The 17578-nt window shown below is 59.8% G+C and carries 15 protein-coding genes; 10 read left to right on the top strand and 5 right to left on the bottom strand.

Annotated elements, in window-relative coordinates:
* Positions 1 to 3: 3 nt before the first annotated feature.
* The 4 genes from hslV to FFS12_RS07470 form a co-directional block, all read right to left on the bottom strand.
* Entirely contained in the window at positions 4 to 534 is a 531-nt protein-coding gene (hslV, locus tag FFS12_RS07485) for an ATP-dependent protease subunit HslV (RefSeq protein WP_137818704.1), read from the bottom strand.
* A 94-nt stretch (positions 535 to 628) separates the two neighbouring features.
* Positions 629 to 1303, bottom strand: a complete 675-nt coding sequence (locus FFS12_RS07480) for an SPOR domain-containing protein (protein WP_137818703.1) — start codon at positions 1301 to 1303, stop codon at positions 629 to 631.
* Position 1304: 1 nt separating this feature from the next.
* On the bottom strand, positions 1305 to 3053 hold the full coding sequence (gene argS / locus FFS12_RS07475) for an arginine--tRNA ligase (protein WP_137886270.1): 1749 nt from the start codon (positions 3051 to 3053) through the stop codon (positions 1305 to 1307).
* A gap of 155 nt (positions 3054 to 3208) precedes the next feature.
* Positions 3209 to 5428 (bottom strand): primosomal protein N', encoded by a 2220-nt coding sequence (locus tag FFS12_RS07470; protein ID WP_137886269.1) that lies wholly within the window; start codon positions 5426 to 5428, stop codon positions 3209 to 3211.
* A gap of 182 nt (positions 5429 to 5610) precedes the next feature.
* Here FFS12_RS07470 and rpmE point away from each other — a divergent pair, with 182 nt between their 5' ends.
* The 4 genes from rpmE (at position 5611) to FFS12_RS07450 (ending at position 9459) form a co-directional block, all read left to right on the top strand.
* Complete coding sequence (gene rpmE / locus FFS12_RS07465; RefSeq protein WP_137818700.1) at positions 5611 to 5826, top strand: 50S ribosomal protein L31; 216 nt, start codon at positions 5611 to 5613, stop codon at positions 5824 to 5826.
* A 26-nt stretch (positions 5827 to 5852) separates the two neighbouring features.
* Entirely contained in the window at positions 5853 to 6653 is an 801-nt protein-coding gene (locus FFS12_RS07460) for a thermonuclease family protein (protein WP_137886268.1), read from the top strand.
* Positions 6650 to 8089 (top strand): M48 family metalloprotease, encoded by a 1440-nt coding sequence (locus FFS12_RS07455; protein WP_137886267.1) that lies wholly within the window; start codon positions 6650 to 6652, stop codon positions 8087 to 8089. Before FFS12_RS07460 ends, FFS12_RS07455 begins: the two co-directional genes overlap by 4 nt.
* A 101-nt stretch (positions 8090 to 8190) precedes the next feature.
* Positions 8191 to 9459, top strand: a complete 1269-nt coding sequence (locus FFS12_RS07450) for a malic enzyme-like NAD(P)-binding protein (protein WP_137886266.1) — start codon at positions 8191 to 8193, stop codon at positions 9457 to 9459.
* Positions 9460 to 9521: 62 nt separating this feature from the next.
* On the opposite strand, the gene FFS12_RS07445 is transcribed toward FFS12_RS07450, so the two are convergent.
* Entirely contained in the window at positions 9522 to 11957 is a 2436-nt protein-coding gene (locus FFS12_RS07445) for a penicillin-binding protein 1A (RefSeq protein ID WP_372239454.1), read from the bottom strand.
* A 184-nt stretch (positions 11958 to 12141) separates the two neighbouring features.
* Here FFS12_RS07445 and FFS12_RS07440 point away from each other — a divergent pair, with 184 nt between their 5' ends.
* Genes FFS12_RS07440 through aroK form a run of 6 tightly spaced genes read left to right on the top strand, consistent with a single transcriptional unit; the run spans position 12142 to position 17571 of the window.
* Positions 12142 to 13206, top strand: a complete 1065-nt coding sequence (locus FFS12_RS07440) for a pilus assembly protein PilM (protein ID WP_137818695.1) — start codon at positions 12142 to 12144, stop codon at positions 13204 to 13206.
* Positions 13206 to 13778 carry a PilN domain-containing protein gene (locus tag FFS12_RS07435; protein ID WP_137886264.1) on the top strand — a complete coding sequence of 191 codons (573 nt, stop codon included), beginning with the start codon at positions 13206 to 13208 and terminating at the stop codon, positions 13776 to 13778. The genes FFS12_RS07440 and FFS12_RS07435 overlap by 1 nt, the downstream gene beginning before the upstream one ends.
* Complete coding sequence (gene pilO, locus FFS12_RS07430) at positions 13775 to 14398, top strand: type 4a pilus biogenesis protein PilO (RefSeq protein ID WP_137886263.1); 624 nt, start codon at positions 13775 to 13777, stop codon at positions 14396 to 14398. Before FFS12_RS07435 ends, pilO begins: the two co-directional genes overlap by 4 nt.
* Positions 14395 to 14922 carry a type 4a pilus biogenesis lipoprotein PilP gene (gene pilP, locus FFS12_RS07425; RefSeq protein ID WP_137886262.1) on the top strand — a complete coding sequence of 176 codons (528 nt, stop codon included), beginning with the start codon at positions 14395 to 14397 and terminating at the stop codon, positions 14920 to 14922. Before pilO ends, pilP begins: the two co-directional genes overlap by 4 nt.
* A 53-nt stretch (positions 14923 to 14975) precedes the next feature.
* Entirely contained in the window at positions 14976 to 17048 is a 2073-nt protein-coding gene (gene pilQ / locus FFS12_RS07420; RefSeq protein WP_137886261.1) for a type IV pilus secretin PilQ, read from the top strand.
* 4 nt (positions 17049 to 17052) lie between these two features.
* Positions 17053 to 17571 carry a shikimate kinase AroK gene (gene aroK, locus FFS12_RS07415; protein ID WP_137818690.1) on the top strand — a complete coding sequence of 173 codons (519 nt, stop codon included), beginning with the start codon at positions 17053 to 17055 and terminating at the stop codon, positions 17569 to 17571.
* Positions 17572 to 17578: the final 7 nt, after the last annotated feature.

The raw sequence follows: 17578 nt of genomic DNA, 5'->3' as shown, positions 1-17578 counted from the left end.
GCCTCAGTCAGCGAGGTCCAACTCCTCGATGGTCAGGTAGTGGTTGGTGAAGACGCAGATGTCACCGGCGATACCCAGCGCGGTTTCGGCGATTTCATGGGCGGACAGGTCGGTGTGCATCAGTAGCGCGCGGGCGGCGGCCTGGGCGAACGGGCCGCCGGAGCCCATGGCGATCAGACCCTCCTCGGGTTCGACCACGTCGCCGTTGCCGGTGATGATCAACGAGGCGTCTTTATTGGCGACCGCCAACATGGCTTCCAGGCGGCTCAGTGAGCGGTCGGTGCGCCATTCTTTGGCCAGCTCGACGGCGGCGCGTACCAGGTGGCCCTGGTGTTTCTCCAACTGCCCTTCGAAGCGCTCGAACAGAGTAAAGGCATCCGCAGTGGCGCCGGCGAAACCGGCAATCACCTGGCCGTGGTAGAGGCGCCGGACTTTCTTGGCGTTGGCTTTCATCACGGTGTTGCCGAGGGACACCTGGCCGTCGCCGCCCATGACGACTTTACCGTGGCGGCGGACTGAAACGATGGTGGTCAAGGGGGAGTCTCCACGCAGCGGGGCGAAATGCCCTAATGGAAACTCATATGGGGGACGCCCGCCGGCATTTCAACCGGCGGGCGTGAGGAGCGGCTTAACGGCTCTGGCGTTGCTGTAACAACAGATTGCTGAAGCCGCTGCCGGCGAGCTTCTTCTGCGCGCTGGTGAGCTGTTCACGGTTGCTGAACGGCCCGACCAGCACGCGATACCAGGTTTCCTCGCGCACGGTGCCGGACTCCACCTGCACGTTTTGTCCGAGCAGGAGGATCTGCGCGCGCACCTTGTCGGCATCCTCCTGCTTGCGGAACGAACCGGCTTGCAGGAAGTACTGGGTCACCGCGGCTTTGACGGCCACGGTCAGCGGCGGTGGCGTTTCACCTTTCAACGCCGCTTCGGCGCGGGCCGCGTCGGCTTTGGCCAGCTCGGCCGGGGTCGGTGCTGGCGGGGTTTTCTCCGGCACGGCATCCGGTGGGACTATGACTTCGGATTCTGGCAGCAGGGTGTAGAAGTCGTACTTCGGCTTCACCGGTTGCTGTGGAGTTGGCGCGCTAACCGGTGCTTTTGGCGCCGACGCCGTGTTGGCGCCTTGCTGCTCGGGCTTGAGCCGTTTGACCTCGCCACGGCCCGGCTCCAGCTGCATCAAGAACACCATCAGGGCGCCGATGGCCAGGCCGCAGGCCAGCCAGACCCAGCCCGGCACCGGTTGCCGCGGTGGCGCTTGATAGCGGCTGGCGCCGCGCTTGGGTGCGGCTTTCTTCTTGACCGCCAACTTACATGCGCTCCAGAGTTTCCAGACCCAACAGCTCCAGGCCTTGCTTGAGGGTGCGTCCGCTCAGTGCGGCCAGGCGCAGGCGGCTTTGCTGCTGTGCGGGCGACTCCGCGGTGAGGATCGGGCAGTGCTCGTAGAAGCTGGAGAACAAACCGGCCAGCTCATAGAGGTAGGTGCAGAGAATGTGCGGCGTGCCTTTCTCGCCGACGTTGCCCAGTACTTCGCCGAACTGCGTCAGTTTGGTGGCGAGGTCCTGTTCCTGCACGGCCTCCAAGCTGATCTGGCCGTCGACTTGTGCATAGTCCTTGCCCAGTTTGCGGAACACGCTGGCCACGCGGGTGTAGGCGTAGAGCAGATAGGGCGCGGTGTTGCCTTCGAAACTGAGCATCTGCTCGAAATTGAAGCTGTAATCGCTGGTGCGGTGCTTGGACAGGTCGGCGTATTTCACCGAGCCGATGCCGACGACGCGGGCGATGGTGCGCAACTCGTCTTCGGCCAGTTCCGGGTTCTTTTCTTTGACCAGCGTGTAGGCGCGCTCTTCGGCTTCATCGAGCAGGTCGATCAGCTTCACCGTGCCGCCATCGCGGGTCTTGAAGGGTTTGCCGTCGGCGCCGTTCATGGTGCCGAAGCCCATGTGTTCCAGTTGCATGCCGGGGTGGACGAAGCCGGCGCGGCGCGCCACTTCGAACACCTGCTGGAAATGCAGGGCCTGGCGTTGGTCGACGAAATACAACGCGCGCTCGGCCTTCAGTACCTGGCTGCGGTAGCGCATGGCCGCCAGGTCGGTGGTGGCATACAGATAGCCGCCGCCGGCTTTCTGCACTATCACCGGCAGCGGGTTGCCTTCGGCGTTCTTGAACTCGTCGAGGAACACGCACTGGGCGCCGTTGCTCTCGACCAGCAGGCCTTTGGCCTTGAGGTCGGCAACCACCTGGGCGAGGTCGGCGTTGTAGGCGCTTTCACCTTTGACGTCGGCCGGAGTCAGCTTGACGTTCAGGCGCTCGTAGGCCTGCTGGCAATGCGCCAGGGAAATTTCATTGAAGCGCTGCCACAGGCGCATGCACTCGGGCTCGCCGGCCTGCAACTGCACCACCAGCTCACGGGCACGGTCGGCGAACTCGGCAAACTCGTCGAAACGCTGCTTGGCCGCCCGGTAGAAGCCTTCCAGGTCGGACAGTTCGGTTTCACTGCTTTCCGGTTTTTCCTGCTGCTCTTGTAGATAGCCCAGCAGCATGCCGAACTGGGTGCCCCAGTCGCCGACGTGGTTCTGCCGGATCACCTCGTCGCCGAGGAACTCCAGCACCCGCGCCACGCCGTCGCCGATGATGGTCGAGCGCAGGTGGCCGACGTGCATTTCCTTGGCCAGGTTCGGTGAGGACAGGTCGACCACCACCCGTTGCGCCGGGCCGGCTTTGCGCACGCCAAGTTGGGTATCGGCCAGGGCGGCGTCGAGGCGGCCAGCCAGGGCCTGACTGTCCTGGTAGAAGTTGAGGAAGCCGGGGCCGGCGATCTCGACTTTAGTGATCTGCGCGGCGGCCGGCAGTGCGGCGATCAGCTTCTCGGCCAGCTCGCGCGGCTTCAGCCCGGCCGGTTTGGCCAGCATCAGGGCGATATTGCTGGCAAAGTCGCCGTGGCTTTTGTCTTTGCTGTTCTCGACCTGAATCGCCGGGCTGAGGCCTTGCGGCAGCACGCCTTCGCTGACGAGGCGGGTGAGGGCTTGCTGGATCAACTGGCGAATGGTGTCTTTCATGGTCTGCTCATGCGGCCATCGGGGCGACAGTGCGCCGGGAAGCGGGTGGAAAATTGGCCATTATCCGTGGCCGTGGCGGCCTTGCCAACCGCAGTGGTCGGTTGTTCTAACGGGGCGAAGGGTTGAGCGGTGCTTTTGTAGGAGCTGACAGACTCCTAGAACAGGTCGATCGGGTCGACATCCAGCGACCAGCGCACCGCGCGCCCCGCAGGCATTTTCTCCAGAGCCAACAACCAGGTGCTGAGCAAACGATGCAGCGGGGCGCGGGCGTTGGCCTGCAGCAACAATTGCGCGCGATAACGGCCGGCCCGGCGCTCCATCGGCGCCGGCACCGGACCGAGGAGTTCGATGCCGCTGAGGTTCAGCTCGCGCAGCAGGTGTTCGGCCTCGGTGCAGGCTTCATCGAGAAAACCTTCCGCCTGCCCGGGTTTATGGGCCTCGGCGCGCAGCAGCGCGAGGTGGCAAAAAGGCGGCAGGCCGGCGGCGCGGCGCTCACTCAGGGCCTGTTCGGCGAAGGCGAAATAGCCCTGTTCGGTCAGTTGCACCAATAGTGGGTGGTCGGCCAGGTGGGTCTGGATGATCACCCGGCCAGGCTCCTCTGCCCGCCCGGCGCGGCCGGCGACCTGTACTATCAGTTGGGCCATGCGCTCGCTGGCGCGGAAGTCGGCGGAGAATAGGCCGCCGTCGGCATCCAGAATCGACACCAGCGTCACCCGAGGGAAGTGGTGGCCTTTGGCGAGCATCTGCGTGCCGATCAGGATGCACGGCTCGCCGCGCTGGATGGTGGTGAACAGTTGCTGCATCGCATCCTTGCGCGAGGTGCTTTCGCGGTCGACGCGCAGTACCGGGACATTCGGGAAGAGGATGGCCAGGCGCTCTTCGGCGCGCTCGGTGCCGGCGCCGACCGGGCGCAGATCGACCTTGGCGCATTGCGGGCAGTTGCTCGGCTGGCGTTCGACATGGCCGCAGTGGTGGCAGCGCAGCTCGCCCGAGCGTTGGTGCACGGTCATCCGCGCATCGCAGCGCGGGCATTCGGAGAGCCAGCCGCAGTCGTGGCACAGCAGGGTCGGCGCGAAGCCGCGGCGGTTGAGGAACACCAGCACCTGCTGGCCGGCCGCCAGGGTCTGGCCGATGGCCTGCTGCATGGGGCCGGAAATGCCGCTGTCCAGCGGCCGGCTCTTGATATCCAGGCGCAAGAAGCGTGGTTGCTGGGCGCCGCCGGCCCGTTGGGTCAGGCGCAGCAAGCCGTAGCGGCCGGCATGGGCGTTCTGCAGGCTTTCCAGCGAAGGGGTGGCGGAGCCGAGCACGATCGGGATGTTTTCCTGTCGTGCACGGACCAAGGCCAGATCGCGGGCGTGGTAGCGCAGCCCTTCCTGCTGTTTATAGGAGGCGTCGTGCTCCTCGTCGATGATGATCAGCCCCGGGTTCTTCATCGGGGTGAACAGCGCCGAGCGCGTGCCGATGATGATGTCCGCCTCGCCATCGCGCGCCGCCAGCCAGGCGTCCAGCCGCTCGCGGTCGTTCACCGCCGAGTGCAGCAGGGCGATGCGCGCGTTGAAGCGCCGTTCGAAACGCGCCAGGGTCTGCGGGCCGAGGTTGATCTCCGGAATCAGCACCAGCGCCTGCTTGCCGGCCTCCAGGGTCTCGCGGATCAGTTGCAGATAGACCTCGGTCTTGCCGCTGCCGGTCACCCCGGCCAGCAGAAAGGCGTTGAAGCTGTCGAAGCCGGCCCGAATCGCCTCGGTCGCCACGCGTTGCTCGGGGTTCAGCGGCAACTCCGGTTGCGCCAGCCAGTTGGCGTGGCGCTCGCTCGCGGCATGGCGGCGGACCTCGATGCGGACCAGGCCTTTCTCGCGCAGCAGTTCGAGGCTGTCTTTATTCAACTGCAAGTGGCTGAGCAATTGGTGCGGCACACCATGCGGATGCTGCGCGATGGTCGCCAGGGCGTCACGTTGCCGCGGGGCGCGCGCCAGGCGCGGATCGTCGAGGCGGGCGCCTTCGGTCAGATGCCAGAAGCGCTCTTGCCGGGCTTCGGCCGGCTCGCCTTGGCGCAAGAGGGTCGGCAGTGCCCAGCTGAAGGTGTCACCGAGGCTGTGCTGGTAATACTGTGCCGTCCACAGGCACAGCTTGAAAAAGGCCGCGGGCAGCGGTGACTGCGCGTCGAGCAATTGCAGCGCCGCTTTCAGTTTGTCTGCGGGCACCTCGCTGTGATCGGTTACTTCGACCAGGATGCCAATCATCTCGCGTCGGCCGAACGGCACGCGCAGGCGCATACCCGGCTGCAAGGCGGCGCGCTGCAGGCCGGCCGGCGCCCGATAGTCGAACAGGCGGCGCAGCGGCGAGGGCAGGGCGAGGCGCAGAATGGCGTTGGGCACGCGAGGGAGCTCCTAGGCTCTGTTGACGTAAGCGAGGCGCGATCTTAGCACGCAGCCCGACGACGACCGGCGGCGTGAGTGGCTTGCGTCGCTGCGGCGCTCTGGTATTATCCGCGGCCTAATTCCGTGCGGTACTCGACAATAGTGTTGGGTGGCGGCACGTCAGACCCGAGGAATACACCATGAAAGCCGATATTCATCCGACCTACGAAGCCATCACCGCCACCTGCAGCTGCGGCAACGTGATCGAAACTCGCTCCACCCTGGCCAAGCCGCTGAGCCTGGACGTGTGCAACGAGTGCCACCCGTTCTACACCGGCAAGCAAAAAGTGCTGGACGTGGGCGGTCGTGTCGACAAGTTCAAGCAGCGTTTTGGTGTGTTCGGCTCCAAGGCCTAAGTGGCTTTGCTGTCTCGGAAGGCCTGATGGGCTTCTCCGCGCTGTTGAAAAAGGCGTCCCTTGCGGGCGCCTTTTTCGTTTCTCTCGCCGCCGCTTTCCCGGCCCAGGCGTTTTGTCCGGCGCCGGCCGGGCTGCCGATCGTCGGCGTGCAGCGGGTGGTGGATGGCGACACGCTCAAGCTTAGCGACGGCCGCAGCGTGCGTCTGATTGGCTTGAATGCCCCCGAGCTTGCGCATCACGGGCGTTCGGCCGAGCCGTTTGCCGAGCTGGCCCGGCACCGCCTGCAAGCGCTGGTCGGCGCCAGTGACGGGCGTATCGGCTTGCAACCGGGACGCGAGACGCAGGATCACTACGGCCGCACCTTGGCGCACGCCTATGACCGCCAGGGGCGTAACCTGGAGGCGCAGTTGCTGGTCGAGGGTTTGGGCTATCTGGTGGCGGTGGCGCCGAATGTGGCGCTGGTGAGCTGCCAGCAGGCCGCCGAACGCGCAGCGCGGGCCGCGCAGCTCGGGCTCTGGCGCAAGTCGCCGGTGCAGGCACCGGAGCAACTGGGCGCTGGAGGCTTCGCCTTGATTCGCGGGCAGGTGGCTAAGGTCGAACGCAATCGCGGCGGATTGTGGCTCGAACTGGACGATTCGCTGGTGCTGCACATCGCGCAGAAGTGGCTCGGCCAATTCGATCTCGAGCGCTTGCAGGGCCTGGCTGGCCGGCGGGTTGAGGCGCGCGGCTGGGTGATTGACCGCGCCCGCCGTGGCGGCGTAAAACCAGGGCAAGCCCGCTGGATGTTGCCTCTGACCCATGCGGCGATGCTTGAGGTGTTGCCATGAGTGTGCGTTTGTCGGTCGTGCTGCTGCTGTTGGCAGCGGTGAGCGGTTGTGCGCTGAACCCGGCGACGGGCGAGAGCAACTTCGTGATGATGAGCGAGCGGCAGGAACTCGACCTCGGCCGCAGTTACAGCCAGGAAATCGCCAAGCAATACCCGCGTTATGCCGATGAGAAACTCCAGGCCTATGTGCAGCAAGTCGGCGAACGCGTGGCTCAACACAGCCATCGCAGCAATTTGAGCTATCGCTTCACGGTGATCGACAGCCCGGATATCAACGCCTTCGCCCTGCCGGGAGGCTACATCTATATCCATCGCGGGCTGCTCGCCTACCTCAGTTCGGAAGCCGAATTGGCCGCGGTGCTGGGGCATGAGGTCGGTCACGTCACCGCTCGTCACAGTGTGCAGCAGCAGAGCCAGTCGCAGGCCTGGGGTTTGTTGGGGCAGGCGGTCGCGATCGGTACCGGGGTGGGCGCGGCGGGAGATCTGACCGGCGCTTTAGGCTCGGCTTTCGTCCGTGGTTATGGCCGCGACATGGAGTTGCAGGCGGACGGCCTCGGGGCTCAGTACCTGGCGCGCAGCGGCTATGACCCGCAGGCGATGATCGAAGTGGTGGAGGTGCTGAAGAGCCAGGACGACTTCGCCCGCGATCAGGCGGCCAAGAGCGGCCAGCCCGCACCGGCCAGCGGCTACCACGGTTTGTTCGATACCCATCCGGGTAACGATCAGCGGCTGCAACAGGTGGTAGGTCCAGCACGGGCCCTGGCCAGCGGGCAGCAGGAGGTCAACCAAGAGGTTTTTTTGCAGCACCTGGAGGGCCTACCGTTCGGCGATTCGGAAGCAACCGGCGTGCGCCGCGGTCAGCAGTTCTATCATGCCGGCCTGGGTTTCACCTTGAACTACCCACAGGGTTGGGCGATGCTCAATCGGCCCGATGCGCTGATTGGGCATAGCGCGGATCAGCAGGCTTTTATCGCCATGAGCCTGGAGCAGGCCAAGCCAGGCCAGACGCCGGCAGAGTTTCTCAAGCAGCGCGCGGGTGGACGCCGGCTGGCGGCGGAGGAGCCGCTGCAGCCGGCGGGCCTGCAAGGCTACACCGCGGTTATTCCTGGAAATGCGGCGAGGCGTGTGGCGGTGCTCTTCAAGGGCTCGCAGGCTTACCTCTTTGTCGCTGCGGTCAAGGCGCCGGCCTCGCTGGAAGCCGAGGACGCTAACTTCCTCAAGGTGATCAAGAGCTTTCGCCCGCTTAAGGATGATGAGCGTAAGCTCGCGCAACCGTTGCGGCTGCATATGGTTAAGGCCAAAAGCGGGCAAAGCATGACGGCGCTAGCCCGGGAAAGTAAGCTGCCGGCCGACGCGGAATCCCGTTTGCGCCTGCTCAATCATCTCTATCCAAGCGGCGAGCCACGCCCTGGCGATTGGCTTAAAGTCTTACGCTAGAGGCCTTGACACGGCTGACTGCTCAGTCTTGTGAGGTTTCCGCATCTTGCGTATCCTCGGCAGCCTGTCTGTTCAACAGCAAAAAAAGCGGAAATGCCAACATGTCTGATCTGAAAACTGCCGCTCTCGACTACCACGCCAATCCCCGTCCCGGGAAGCTGAGTGTCGAGCTGACCAAGCCCACCGCAACCGCCCGCGATCTGTCGCTGGCCTACAGTCCGGGTGTGGCTGAGCCCGTCCGGGAGATCGCCCGCGATCCAGAACTGGCCTACAAGTACACCGGCAAGGGCAACCTGGTGGCGGTGATTTCCGACGGTACGGCGATTCTCGGCCTGGGCAATCTCGGCCCGCTGGCGTCCAAACCGGTGATGGAAGGCAAGGGGGTGCTGTTCAAGCGTTTCGCTGGCATCGACGTATTCGATATCGAAGTCGACTCGGAAAGCCCGCAGGCCTTTATCGATACCGTTAAGCGTATTTCCATCACCTTCGGTGGCATCAACCTGGAAGACATCAAGGCGCCAGAGTGCTTTGAGATCGAGCGCGCTTTGATCGAACAGTGCGACATTCCAGTGTTCCATGATGACCAGCACGGCACCGCCATCGTCACCGCGGCCGGCATGCTCAACGCCCTGGAAATCGTCGGCAAGACTCTGCCGGAAGCCAAGATTGTCTGCCTCGGCGCCGGCGCGGCAGCCATCTCCTGCATGAAGTTGCTGGTGAGCATGGGGGCGAATATCGAGAACATCTACATGGTCGACCGCAAAGGCGTGATCCACGCTGGTCGCGACGACCTGAACCAGTACAAGGCGGTGTTCGCTCACGAGACTGACAAGCGTTCGCTGTCGGATGCGCTCGACGGCGCTGACGTGTTCGTCGGTTTGTCCGGGGCCAATCTGCTCGGCGCCGAAGACCTCAAGCGCATGGCGCCGAATCCGATCGTGTTCGCCTGCTCGAACCCGGATCCGGAAATCGCCCCGGAACTGGCCCACGCCACGCGCAACGATGTGATCATGGCCACCGGCCGTTCGGATTACCCGAACCAGGTGAACAACGTGCTCGGCTTCCCCTTTATCTTCCGTGGTGCGCTGGACGTTCGCGCGACTCGCATCAACGAAGAGATGAAAATCGCCGCCGCCGTGGCTCTGCGCGAACTGGCCAAGCTGCCGGTGCCCCAGGAAGTCTGCGACGCCTATGGTGGGATTAAGCTGGCGTTCGGTCGTGAGTACATCATTCCGAAGCCGATGGATGCGCGCCTGATTACCGTGATTTCCGATGCCGTGGCCAAGGCTGCGATCGAGAGCGGTGTGGCGACGCTGCCCTATCCGAAGCACTATCCGCTGAAGTCGGTGGATGACGTGTTCAACGGCTAAGTCGTTTTCGCTTGCAATAAAAAGCCCCGCATCTGCGGGGCTTTTTATTGCGTGCTGCTACCTCAGAACAGGTCGATCGGCGCGGCTTCGTCAGCCGGGAGTGGGCTGCCGGGTACTGCGAGGTTGGGATCGAGTTCGCTCATCGGTGGCGGCGTATCCTCATTCTTGAACAACTCAAAGTAGGCATTCGGCGTGCCCGGCGTAGCGGCGCGACCACTCAGTGGGTCGATCCGCAGGGTTAGCAGGCCTTCCGGTTCGGGCAGCATGTGCGTAGGCTTGTCTTTGAGTGCGGCGCTCATGTAGCTCATCCAGATCGGCAAGGCGACGGTGCCGCCGAACTCGTGGCGACCGAGGCTTTCCGGCTGGTCGAAGCCAGTCCAGACCGTGGTCATGTAGTCGGCGTTGTAGCCGGAGAACCAGCTGTCCTTGGACTCGTTGGTGGTCCCGGTTTTGCCGGCCAGATCACTGCGGCCCATCGCTAGAGCGCGGCGCCCGGTGCCGCGTTTGATCACGTCCTGCAGCATGCTGGTCAGGATGTAGCTGGTGCGAGCATCGACAATCCGCTCGGCGACCACGGGCACCAGGTTGGGTGCAGGCGCTTCGGCCGTGCTTTCGCGGCTGGTGGCTGAAGGCTCGTTTGTAGTCGCGGTGCCGGCCGGGGCTGTTGCGCCACTGGGTACGCTGGCAGGGTTGGCGATATACAGTGGCTCGCCGTTACGGCTATGGATGCGCTCGATCAGATAGGGTTGCACCTTGTAACCACCATTGGCGAAGGTACTCCAGCCGCCGGCGATCTCCAGTGGTGTCAGGTTGGCGGTGCCAAGGGCTAGGGAGAAGTTGCGTGGCAATTCCTGTTTATTGAAGCCGAAACGGCTGACATAGTTCAGGGTGTATTCGATGCCGATGGCTTGCAGTAAGCGAATCGAAACCAGGTTGCGCGACTTGTACAGGGCTTCGCGTAGGCGGATGGGGCCGAGGAAGGTGTTGGTGTCGTTTTGCGGGCGCCAGGCTTCGTCCATGCCGGCTTCCTGGAACACGATGGGCGCATCATTCACCAGGGTCGCAGCGGTGTAGCCCTTGTCTAGCGCTGCGCTATAAATGAAAGGTTTGAAGCTGGAGCCGGGCTGACGCTTGGCTTGAACGGCGCGGTTGTAGTTGCTCTGATCGAAGGAGAAACCGCCCACCAAGGCGCGGATAGCTCCGTTTTGCGGATCAAGAGAGACCAGCGCGCTTTGCGCGGCAGGCAACTGGCTGAAGAGCAGGCTGCCATCCTCTTGGCGCAGGACGCGGATCAGGTCGCCAACCTGGGTGACATCTTCGGGCCGCTGTGGGCGTGGGCCGAGGCTGTTGGTGTTGAGGAATGGGCGCGCCCATTTCATGCTGTCCCAACTCACCGCCTCTTCCTGGCCGCTGCGGGTCAGCACTAGAATTCCGCTTTTTTCCACTTGGCTGACGATCGCGGGCTCGAGGCCATTCAATGTTTTCTGTTTGGCTAGCTCCAGTTGCCAGGCCTCGCGGGTCATGCCTGGGAGGCGCGTCTCTGGGCCGCGATAGCCATGACGTTGATCGTAATTGATCAGTCCGCTGCGGACTGCGCTGTTGGCCGCTTCCTGCAATGTGCTGGGGACCGTGGTGGTGACGTGGAAGCCTTCCGTGTAGGCATCACTGCCATAGCGCCCAACCATTTCGGCGCGCGCCATTTCCGCGACATAAGGGGCTGCGAGCTCCGGCGTGGGGACATGGTAGCTGGCATTGATCGGCTCATGGAGGGCGGCCTGATAGCGCGCCTCGTCAATCTTGCCAAGCTTGTACATGCGGCCAAGAATCCAGTCGCGACGCTCTTGGCTGCGCAGTGGATTCACTAATGGGTTGAAGCGCGACGGCGCTTTGGGTAGCCCGGCGATCATCGCCATCTGCGCCAGGCTGAGCTCGCGCATAGACTTGCCGTAATAAACCTGAGCCGCAGCTTCGATGCCGTAAGCGCGGTTGCCCAGGTAGATCTTGTTAACGTAGAGCTCAAGGATTTCATCTTTGCTGAGCTCGCGCTCAATTTGTAACGCAAGAAGGATTTCATTGAGCTTGCGCGAAAAGCTCTTTTCGCTCGTGAGGAAGAAATTTTTCGCCACCTGCATGGTGATGGTGCTGCCGCCAGACTGAATCTGACCGCTTTTTAATAATTGCGTGGCAGCGCGCATCAGGCTGGTAAGGTCGACGCCATAATGATTGGCGAAGTTGTCATCTTCGGCGGATAGCAGGGCTTTGATGAAATCGGGTGGAATGTCGGCGAAGCGGATGGGCGAGCGGCGCATCTCGCCAAATTCGGCAATCAGCTTGGCGTCGCTGCTATAGACCCGGAGGGGAATCTGCAGTTGAATGCTGCGGAGCGATTCGACGGAGGGCAGGCTAGGGCTCAGGTAGAGAAAAGCGCCGCTGAAACTGAGCAACAGCCCACAAAAAACGGCGACACAGCACCACCAGAAAAATTTCAGCAGACGCATCAAGGTTTTTGGATTTCCAGATAAAAGAAAGAGTTAAGCGGAAGGCGATGTTAAAAGGGAAAAACTGTTCACATTATAAGCGTTTTTTTTCCTGGGTAGCCATTTGCGCTTATGTCAAGACTGTTATTTAATGTGAAAAAACATAAATAGTCCGTAAGTCGCGGATGCCAATAGGAAATCGGTCGTGCTAGGGCTCTTCAATAAGAAAGCGAACACGCTTCTGGGGATCGATATCAGCTCGACCTCAGTCAAGCTCCTCGAATTGAGTCGCTCAGGAAGCCGCTACAAAGTAGAGGCCTATGCTGTCGAGCCACTCCCCCCAAATGCTGTGGTCGAGAAAAATATCGCTGAGCTGGAAGGCGTGGGGCAGGCGTTATCTCGAGTCTTGGCCAAGGCCAAGACAGGGGTGAAAACGGTAGCGGTAGCGGTCGCTGGTTCGGCCGTCATTACCAAAACTATCGAGATGGAGGCGGGCCTCTCGGACGATGATCTGGAGAGCCAGCTGAAGATCGAAGCCGATCAGTACATCCCTTATCCGCTCGAAGAGGTCGCGATCGATTTCGAGGTGCAGGGGCCTTCGGCGCGCAATTCTGAACGGGTTGATGTGCTGCTTGCAGCGTGCCGTAAGGAGAACGTCGAAGTTCGTGAGGCGGCGCTTGCGCTGTCCGGTATGACGGCGAAGGTCGTCGATGTCGAGGCCTATGCTCTCGAGCGGGCTTACGGCTTGCTGGCCGCTCAGTTGGGGAGCGGGCATGACGAGCTGACGGTCGCGATCGTCGATATCGGCGCGACCATGACCACGCTGAGCGTGTTGCACAATGGTCGGACCATTTATACCCGTGAGCAGCTCTTCGGCGGCAAGCAGCTAACCGAAGAGATTCAGCGTCGTTATGGGTTGTCCGTAGAGGAGGCTGGACTTGCCAAGAAGCAGGGCGGCCTTCCAGATGACTACGACAGCGAAGTGTTGCAGCCGTTCAAAGAGGCGGTGGTGCAGCAGGTTTCCCGGTCGTTGCAGTTTTTCTTCGCGGCGGGCCAGTTTAATGATGTCGATTACATCCTGTTGGCGGGTGGTACGGCCTCGATTCCCGATCTGGATCGGCTGATCCAACAAAAAATCGGCACGCAAACCTTGGTGGCAAATCCCTTCGCTGATATGGCGCTTAGTGGCAAGGTCAATGCGGGGGCTTTGGCAAGTGATGCTCCGGCGCTGATGATTGCTTGTGGTCTGGCGATGAGGAGTTTCGACTGATGGCGCGCATCAACCTACTTCCCTGGCGGGAGCAGCTGCGCGAGGAGCGCAAGCAACGCTTTCTGGTCACGTTGGCCGGCGTATTAATCGTGGCCGGCGGCACGGTTTTTCTCGGTGATCAGTATCTGAATGGCGCCATCGAACAACAAAGCGCTCGTAATGACTATGTGCGTAAAGAAATCGCGGTGCTGGATGCGCGAATTAAAGAAATCGGTGAGCTTAAGACGCGCCGTCAACAGCTTCTAGAGCGGATGAAAATTATTCAGGATCTTCAAGGTAACCGTCCAATTATTGGGCGGGTATTCGACCAGCTGGCGCGTACTTTACCTGACGGTGTCTACTTCAGTGCGCTGAAAATGGCAGGTAAAAACATCGCCATTGAAGGGGCCGCTGAGTCAAATAATCGGGTCTCTAATTTGATGCGTAATCTGGATGCTTCGCAGTGGCTGGATGCACCTAACCTGACTGCGGTTAAGGCCATTACCGCGGGGGCACTAGATCAGGCAAATGTCTTCCAGCTGACCGTGCAGCAAACGCAGCCGTCGATTGAAGCAGAAGGAGCCAAGAAATGAGCCTGGCTGACTCTCTCGAGAATTTGCGCAAGATTAACCTTGGGGATCTTGATGTTAATAACCTAGGTTCCTGGCCGGCTGCGGTTAAAGTTGTAGCGTGTTTTATATTGCTGATTGCGGTATTGGCATTGGGCTACAACTTTCATCTTAAGGATCTGCAAGCGCAGTTGGACCAGCAGCGTAGTGAGGAAGAGACCCTCAAGCAGCAGTTTTCCACGAAGGCCTTTCAAGCCGCCAATCTAGAGGCCTATAAAGAGCAAATGAAAGAGATGGAGGTCTCTTTTGGTGCTCTTTTGCGACAGTTGCCTAGTGATACCGAGGTGCCTGGGTTGCTGGAGGATATAACTCGTACAGGTTTGGGGAGCGGGTTGGAGTTTGAGGAAATAAAATTGTTGCCGGAAGCTGCGCAACAGTTTTATATCGAGTTGCCAATACAGATTTCTGTTGTTGGTGCTTATCACGATTTGGCGACCTTCGTCAGTGGTGTGGCCAGCTTGCCTCGAATCGTGACTCTGCATGATTTCGAGATTAAACCACTTAGTGCAGACAGCACCTCAAAGCTGCGTATGAGTATTCTCGCCAAGACTTACCGTTATAACGATAAGGGGCTGCAAAAATGAAGAGTCCCCGTCTGATGGTGTGCGGTCTGTTGCTGGCTAGTTTGACCGGCTGTGGATCGAGTGGCGATTTCAATGATCTTCAGACCTATATGGATGAGGTTCGTGCTCGCCCTAAGGGTTCTATTGAGCCCTTGCCAAAATTTCAGCCGTACGAGGCGTTTACTTACAGCGCTGCTGCACTGCGGCCTCCGTTCCAGCCGCCAGTAAAAATTGATCTGGTTAGCCGGCCGAAAGGGTCTCAAGAGGTCAAGCCTGATGAGACACGGGTTAAACAGTTTCTGGAGGGCTTCAATATTGAAGTCTTTGAGATGGTAGGAACACTCTCTAACGATAGCGGAATGTTCGCTCTGGTTAATGGTGCTGGCGGTGTGCACAGGGTGAAAGTGGGTGATTACCTGGGGCGCAACAATGGTCGCATCTTGGCAATTAATGAAGCGAAAGTCGATGTGATCGAAATTGTTCCTGATGGTGAAGGTGGCTGGTTGGAGCGGCCGCGAAGCCTCTCTCTCAAGGAGCGCTCTTAAGGGCGGGGTGAAGTATGAAAAATAATTACCGGTCGGTACAACGGAACCTGAGAATGAATAGCTCTCTTTCGCGCCTCTGCATGTCCCTGTTAGCTGCTGTAATGTCGCCAGCCCTGCTGGCTGCCAGTCTGCAAACTCTTGATGTCGCTGCGTTGCCTGGTGATCGAGTGGAGCTAAAGCTGGCATTTGACGAGCCGGTGATGGCGCCGCGGGGCTACACCATCGAACAGCCCGCACGTATTGCTCTTGATTTGCCGGGCGTAACCAGTCAGCTAGGTTCGAAGAATCGTGAGTTGGGTGTCGGCAATGCTCGCAGCGTTACGGTGGTTGAGGCGAAGGATCGCACTCGATTGATTATTAATCTTTCGACCTTGGTTCCCTATAGCACTCGCGCTGAAGGTAATAATCTGTATGTCGTAGTGGGTGATAGCGCCGGCAATGTTGCAGCTGCTACCCCCGTTGTTGCGCCTGTTAAGGTGCAGGCTCAAGTGGCTTCGAAGAAAACCTACGCGCCCGTTGGTAAAGCGATTAGCAATATCGACTTCCAACGCGGCGAACAGGGCGAAGGTAATGTCGTTATCGAACTGTCGGATCCTTCTGTAAGTCCAGATATTCAAGAGCAGGGTGGTAAAATTAGTTTGAGTTTTGCGAAAACTCAGCTGCCGGAATCTCTGCGCGTACGTTTGGATGTTAAAGATTTCGCCACTCCTGTGCAGTTTGTCAGTGCTGCAGGTACGGGAGATAAGGCAACTATTACTATCGAGCCGACTGGGTTCTATGACTACTTGGCCTATCAGGCGGATAATAAGTTGACGGTCAGTGTCAAGCCGTTAACTCAAGAGGATGCCGAGAAGCGTAAGACAGAGCGTTTTGCCTATAGCGGCGAGAAGCTTTCCTTAAACTTTCAGGATATTGATGTTCGCTCGGTCTTGCAGTTGATTGCCGACTTCACGGATTTGAATTTGGTGGCGAGCGACACCGTGCAAGGTAATATTACCTTACGCTTGCAGAATGTGCCTTGGGATCAAGCGTTAGATTTGGTACTGAAAACCAAAGGCCTCGATAAGCGCAAGGTGGGTAATGTCCTGCTGGTTGCGCCGGCGGATGAAATTGCGGCTCGTGAGCGTCAGGAATTGGAGTCGCAGAAGCAAATTGCTGAGCTTGCGCCCCTGAGTCGCGAATTGATTCAGGTTAACTATGCGAAGGCTACAGATATTGCGAAGCTGTTCCAGTCGGTAACGAGCGGTAGCGATAATGCGGATGAGCGGGGCTCTATTACTGTAGATGATAGAACTAATAGCATTATTGCCTACCAGACCCAGAGTAAGCTTGATGAACTACGTCGTATAGTTGCACAGCTAGATATTCCAGTGCGCCAGGTGATGATTGAAGCGCGGATTGTCGAGGCGAGTGTCGACTATGACAAGGCGCTGGGTGTTGAGTGGCGCGGTGTAAGTGTCGGTGATAATAATTTTGTCGCGGGCGGAAGCAATAGCCTGGTCAAGGGTTCTGATCCGCTTGAAATTGACGCCGGTACGTTTGTGGATATGGGCGTGACTGGTAACACTTCTGGGTTGAACCTGGGATTCATTACGGATAATACGATTCTTGATCTGGAATTGTCGGCGATGGAGAAAACCGGAAACGGGGAAGTTGTCTCCCAACCTAAGGTCGTGACCTCTGATAAGGAAACGGCGAAAATCCTCAAGGGTACTGAAATTCCTTACCAGGAGGCCAGCTCCAGTGGTGCCACCTCTGTTTCCTTCAAAGAGGCGGCGCTGTCGTTGGAAGTGACTCCGCAAATCACCCCGGATAATCGCATCATCATGGAGGTGAAGGTAACCAAGGATGAGCCAGACTTTTCAAATGCCGTGTTAGGTGTGCCGCCGATCAAGAAAAACGAAGTCAATGCCAAGGTTCTGGTGAGCGATGGGGAAACCATCGTGATTGGTGGGGTATTCTCCAATACTCAGACCAAGTCTGTAGATAAAGTGCCGTTCCTAGGGGATCTGCCCTTCTTGGGGCGCATGTTCCGGCGTGATGTTGTGCAGGATAAGAAGTCCGAGCTGCTGGTGTTCCTCACCCCGCGTATCATGAACAACCAGGCTATTGCTGTGAGCCGTTAATTCAGTGCGAAATTTGATACTCGTAGGCCCGATGGGTGCCGGTAAGAGCACCATCGGGCGGCTGCTTGCTAAAGAGCTGAGACTGCCGTTCAAAGACTCTGATAAGGAAATTGAGCAGCGTACTGGGGCCAATATTCCTTGGATTTTTGATGTCGAGGGCGAGCTTGGCTTTCGTGAGCGCGAGCAAGCGGTGATTGCCGAGCTCTGTGAGTTGGATGGGGTGGTGCTGGCTACTGGTGGTGGTGCCGTCTTGCGGCCAGAAAACCGCTCTGCGCTTCGTACTGGAGGGCGGGTTGTCTATCTGCATACCTCTGTGGAGCAGCAGTTAGATCGCACCTCGCGGGATCGGAATCGTCCCCTATTGCGCACGGCTGACCCGGGTAAGGTGCTAGGTGAGTTGATGCGTATTCGTGATCCGCTTTACCGTGAAATTGCGGATGTGGTGATTGAAACCGACGAGCGTCCGCCGCGCATGGTGGTGCAGGAAATTCTCGAACGCCTCGAGGCGCTGCCTCCACGTTAAAGCGTAA

The organism is Pseudomonas sp. 2FE, from assembly GCF_005503735.1.
In the GTDB taxonomy this organism is placed as follows: Bacteria; Pseudomonadota; Gammaproteobacteria; order Pseudomonadales; family Pseudomonadaceae; genus Aquipseudomonas.
The sequence above is the reverse complement of the archived record's forward strand: the minus strand, read 5'-3'. Positions and strand labels throughout refer to the sequence as shown.

Coding starts and splice junctions, on each gene's coding strand:
- argS (WP_137886270.1), bottom strand. CDS start 3,053: ATGAAAGACACCATTCGCCAGTTGATCCAGCAAGCCCTCACCCGCCTC.
- pilO (WP_137886263.1), top strand. CDS start 13,775: ATGAGCCTGGCTGACTCTCTCGAGAATTTGCGCAAGATTAACCTTGGG.
- FFS12_RS07445 (WP_372239454.1), bottom strand. CDS start 11,957: ATGCGTCTGCTGAAATTTTTCTGGTGGTGCTGTGTCGCCGTTTTTTGT.
- FFS12_RS07455 (WP_137886267.1), top strand. CDS start 6,650: ATGAGTGTGCGTTTGTCGGTCGTGCTGCTGCTGTTGGCAGCGGTGAGC.
- pilP (WP_137886262.1), top strand. CDS start 14,395: ATGAAGAGTCCCCGTCTGATGGTGTGCGGTCTGTTGCTGGCTAGTTTG.
- rpmE (WP_137818700.1), top strand. CDS start 5,611: ATGAAAGCCGATATTCATCCGACCTACGAAGCCATCACCGCCACCTGC.
- FFS12_RS07460 (WP_137886268.1), top strand. CDS start 5,853: ATGGGCTTCTCCGCGCTGTTGAAAAAGGCGTCCCTTGCGGGCGCCTTT.
- pilQ (WP_137886261.1), top strand. CDS start 14,976: ATGAATAGCTCTCTTTCGCGCCTCTGCATGTCCCTGTTAGCTGCTGTA.
- FFS12_RS07450 (WP_137886266.1), top strand. CDS start 8,191: ATGTCTGATCTGAAAACTGCCGCTCTCGACTACCACGCCAATCCCCGT.
- FFS12_RS07435 (WP_137886264.1), top strand. CDS start 13,206: ATGGCGCGCATCAACCTACTTCCCTGGCGGGAGCAGCTGCGCGAGGAG.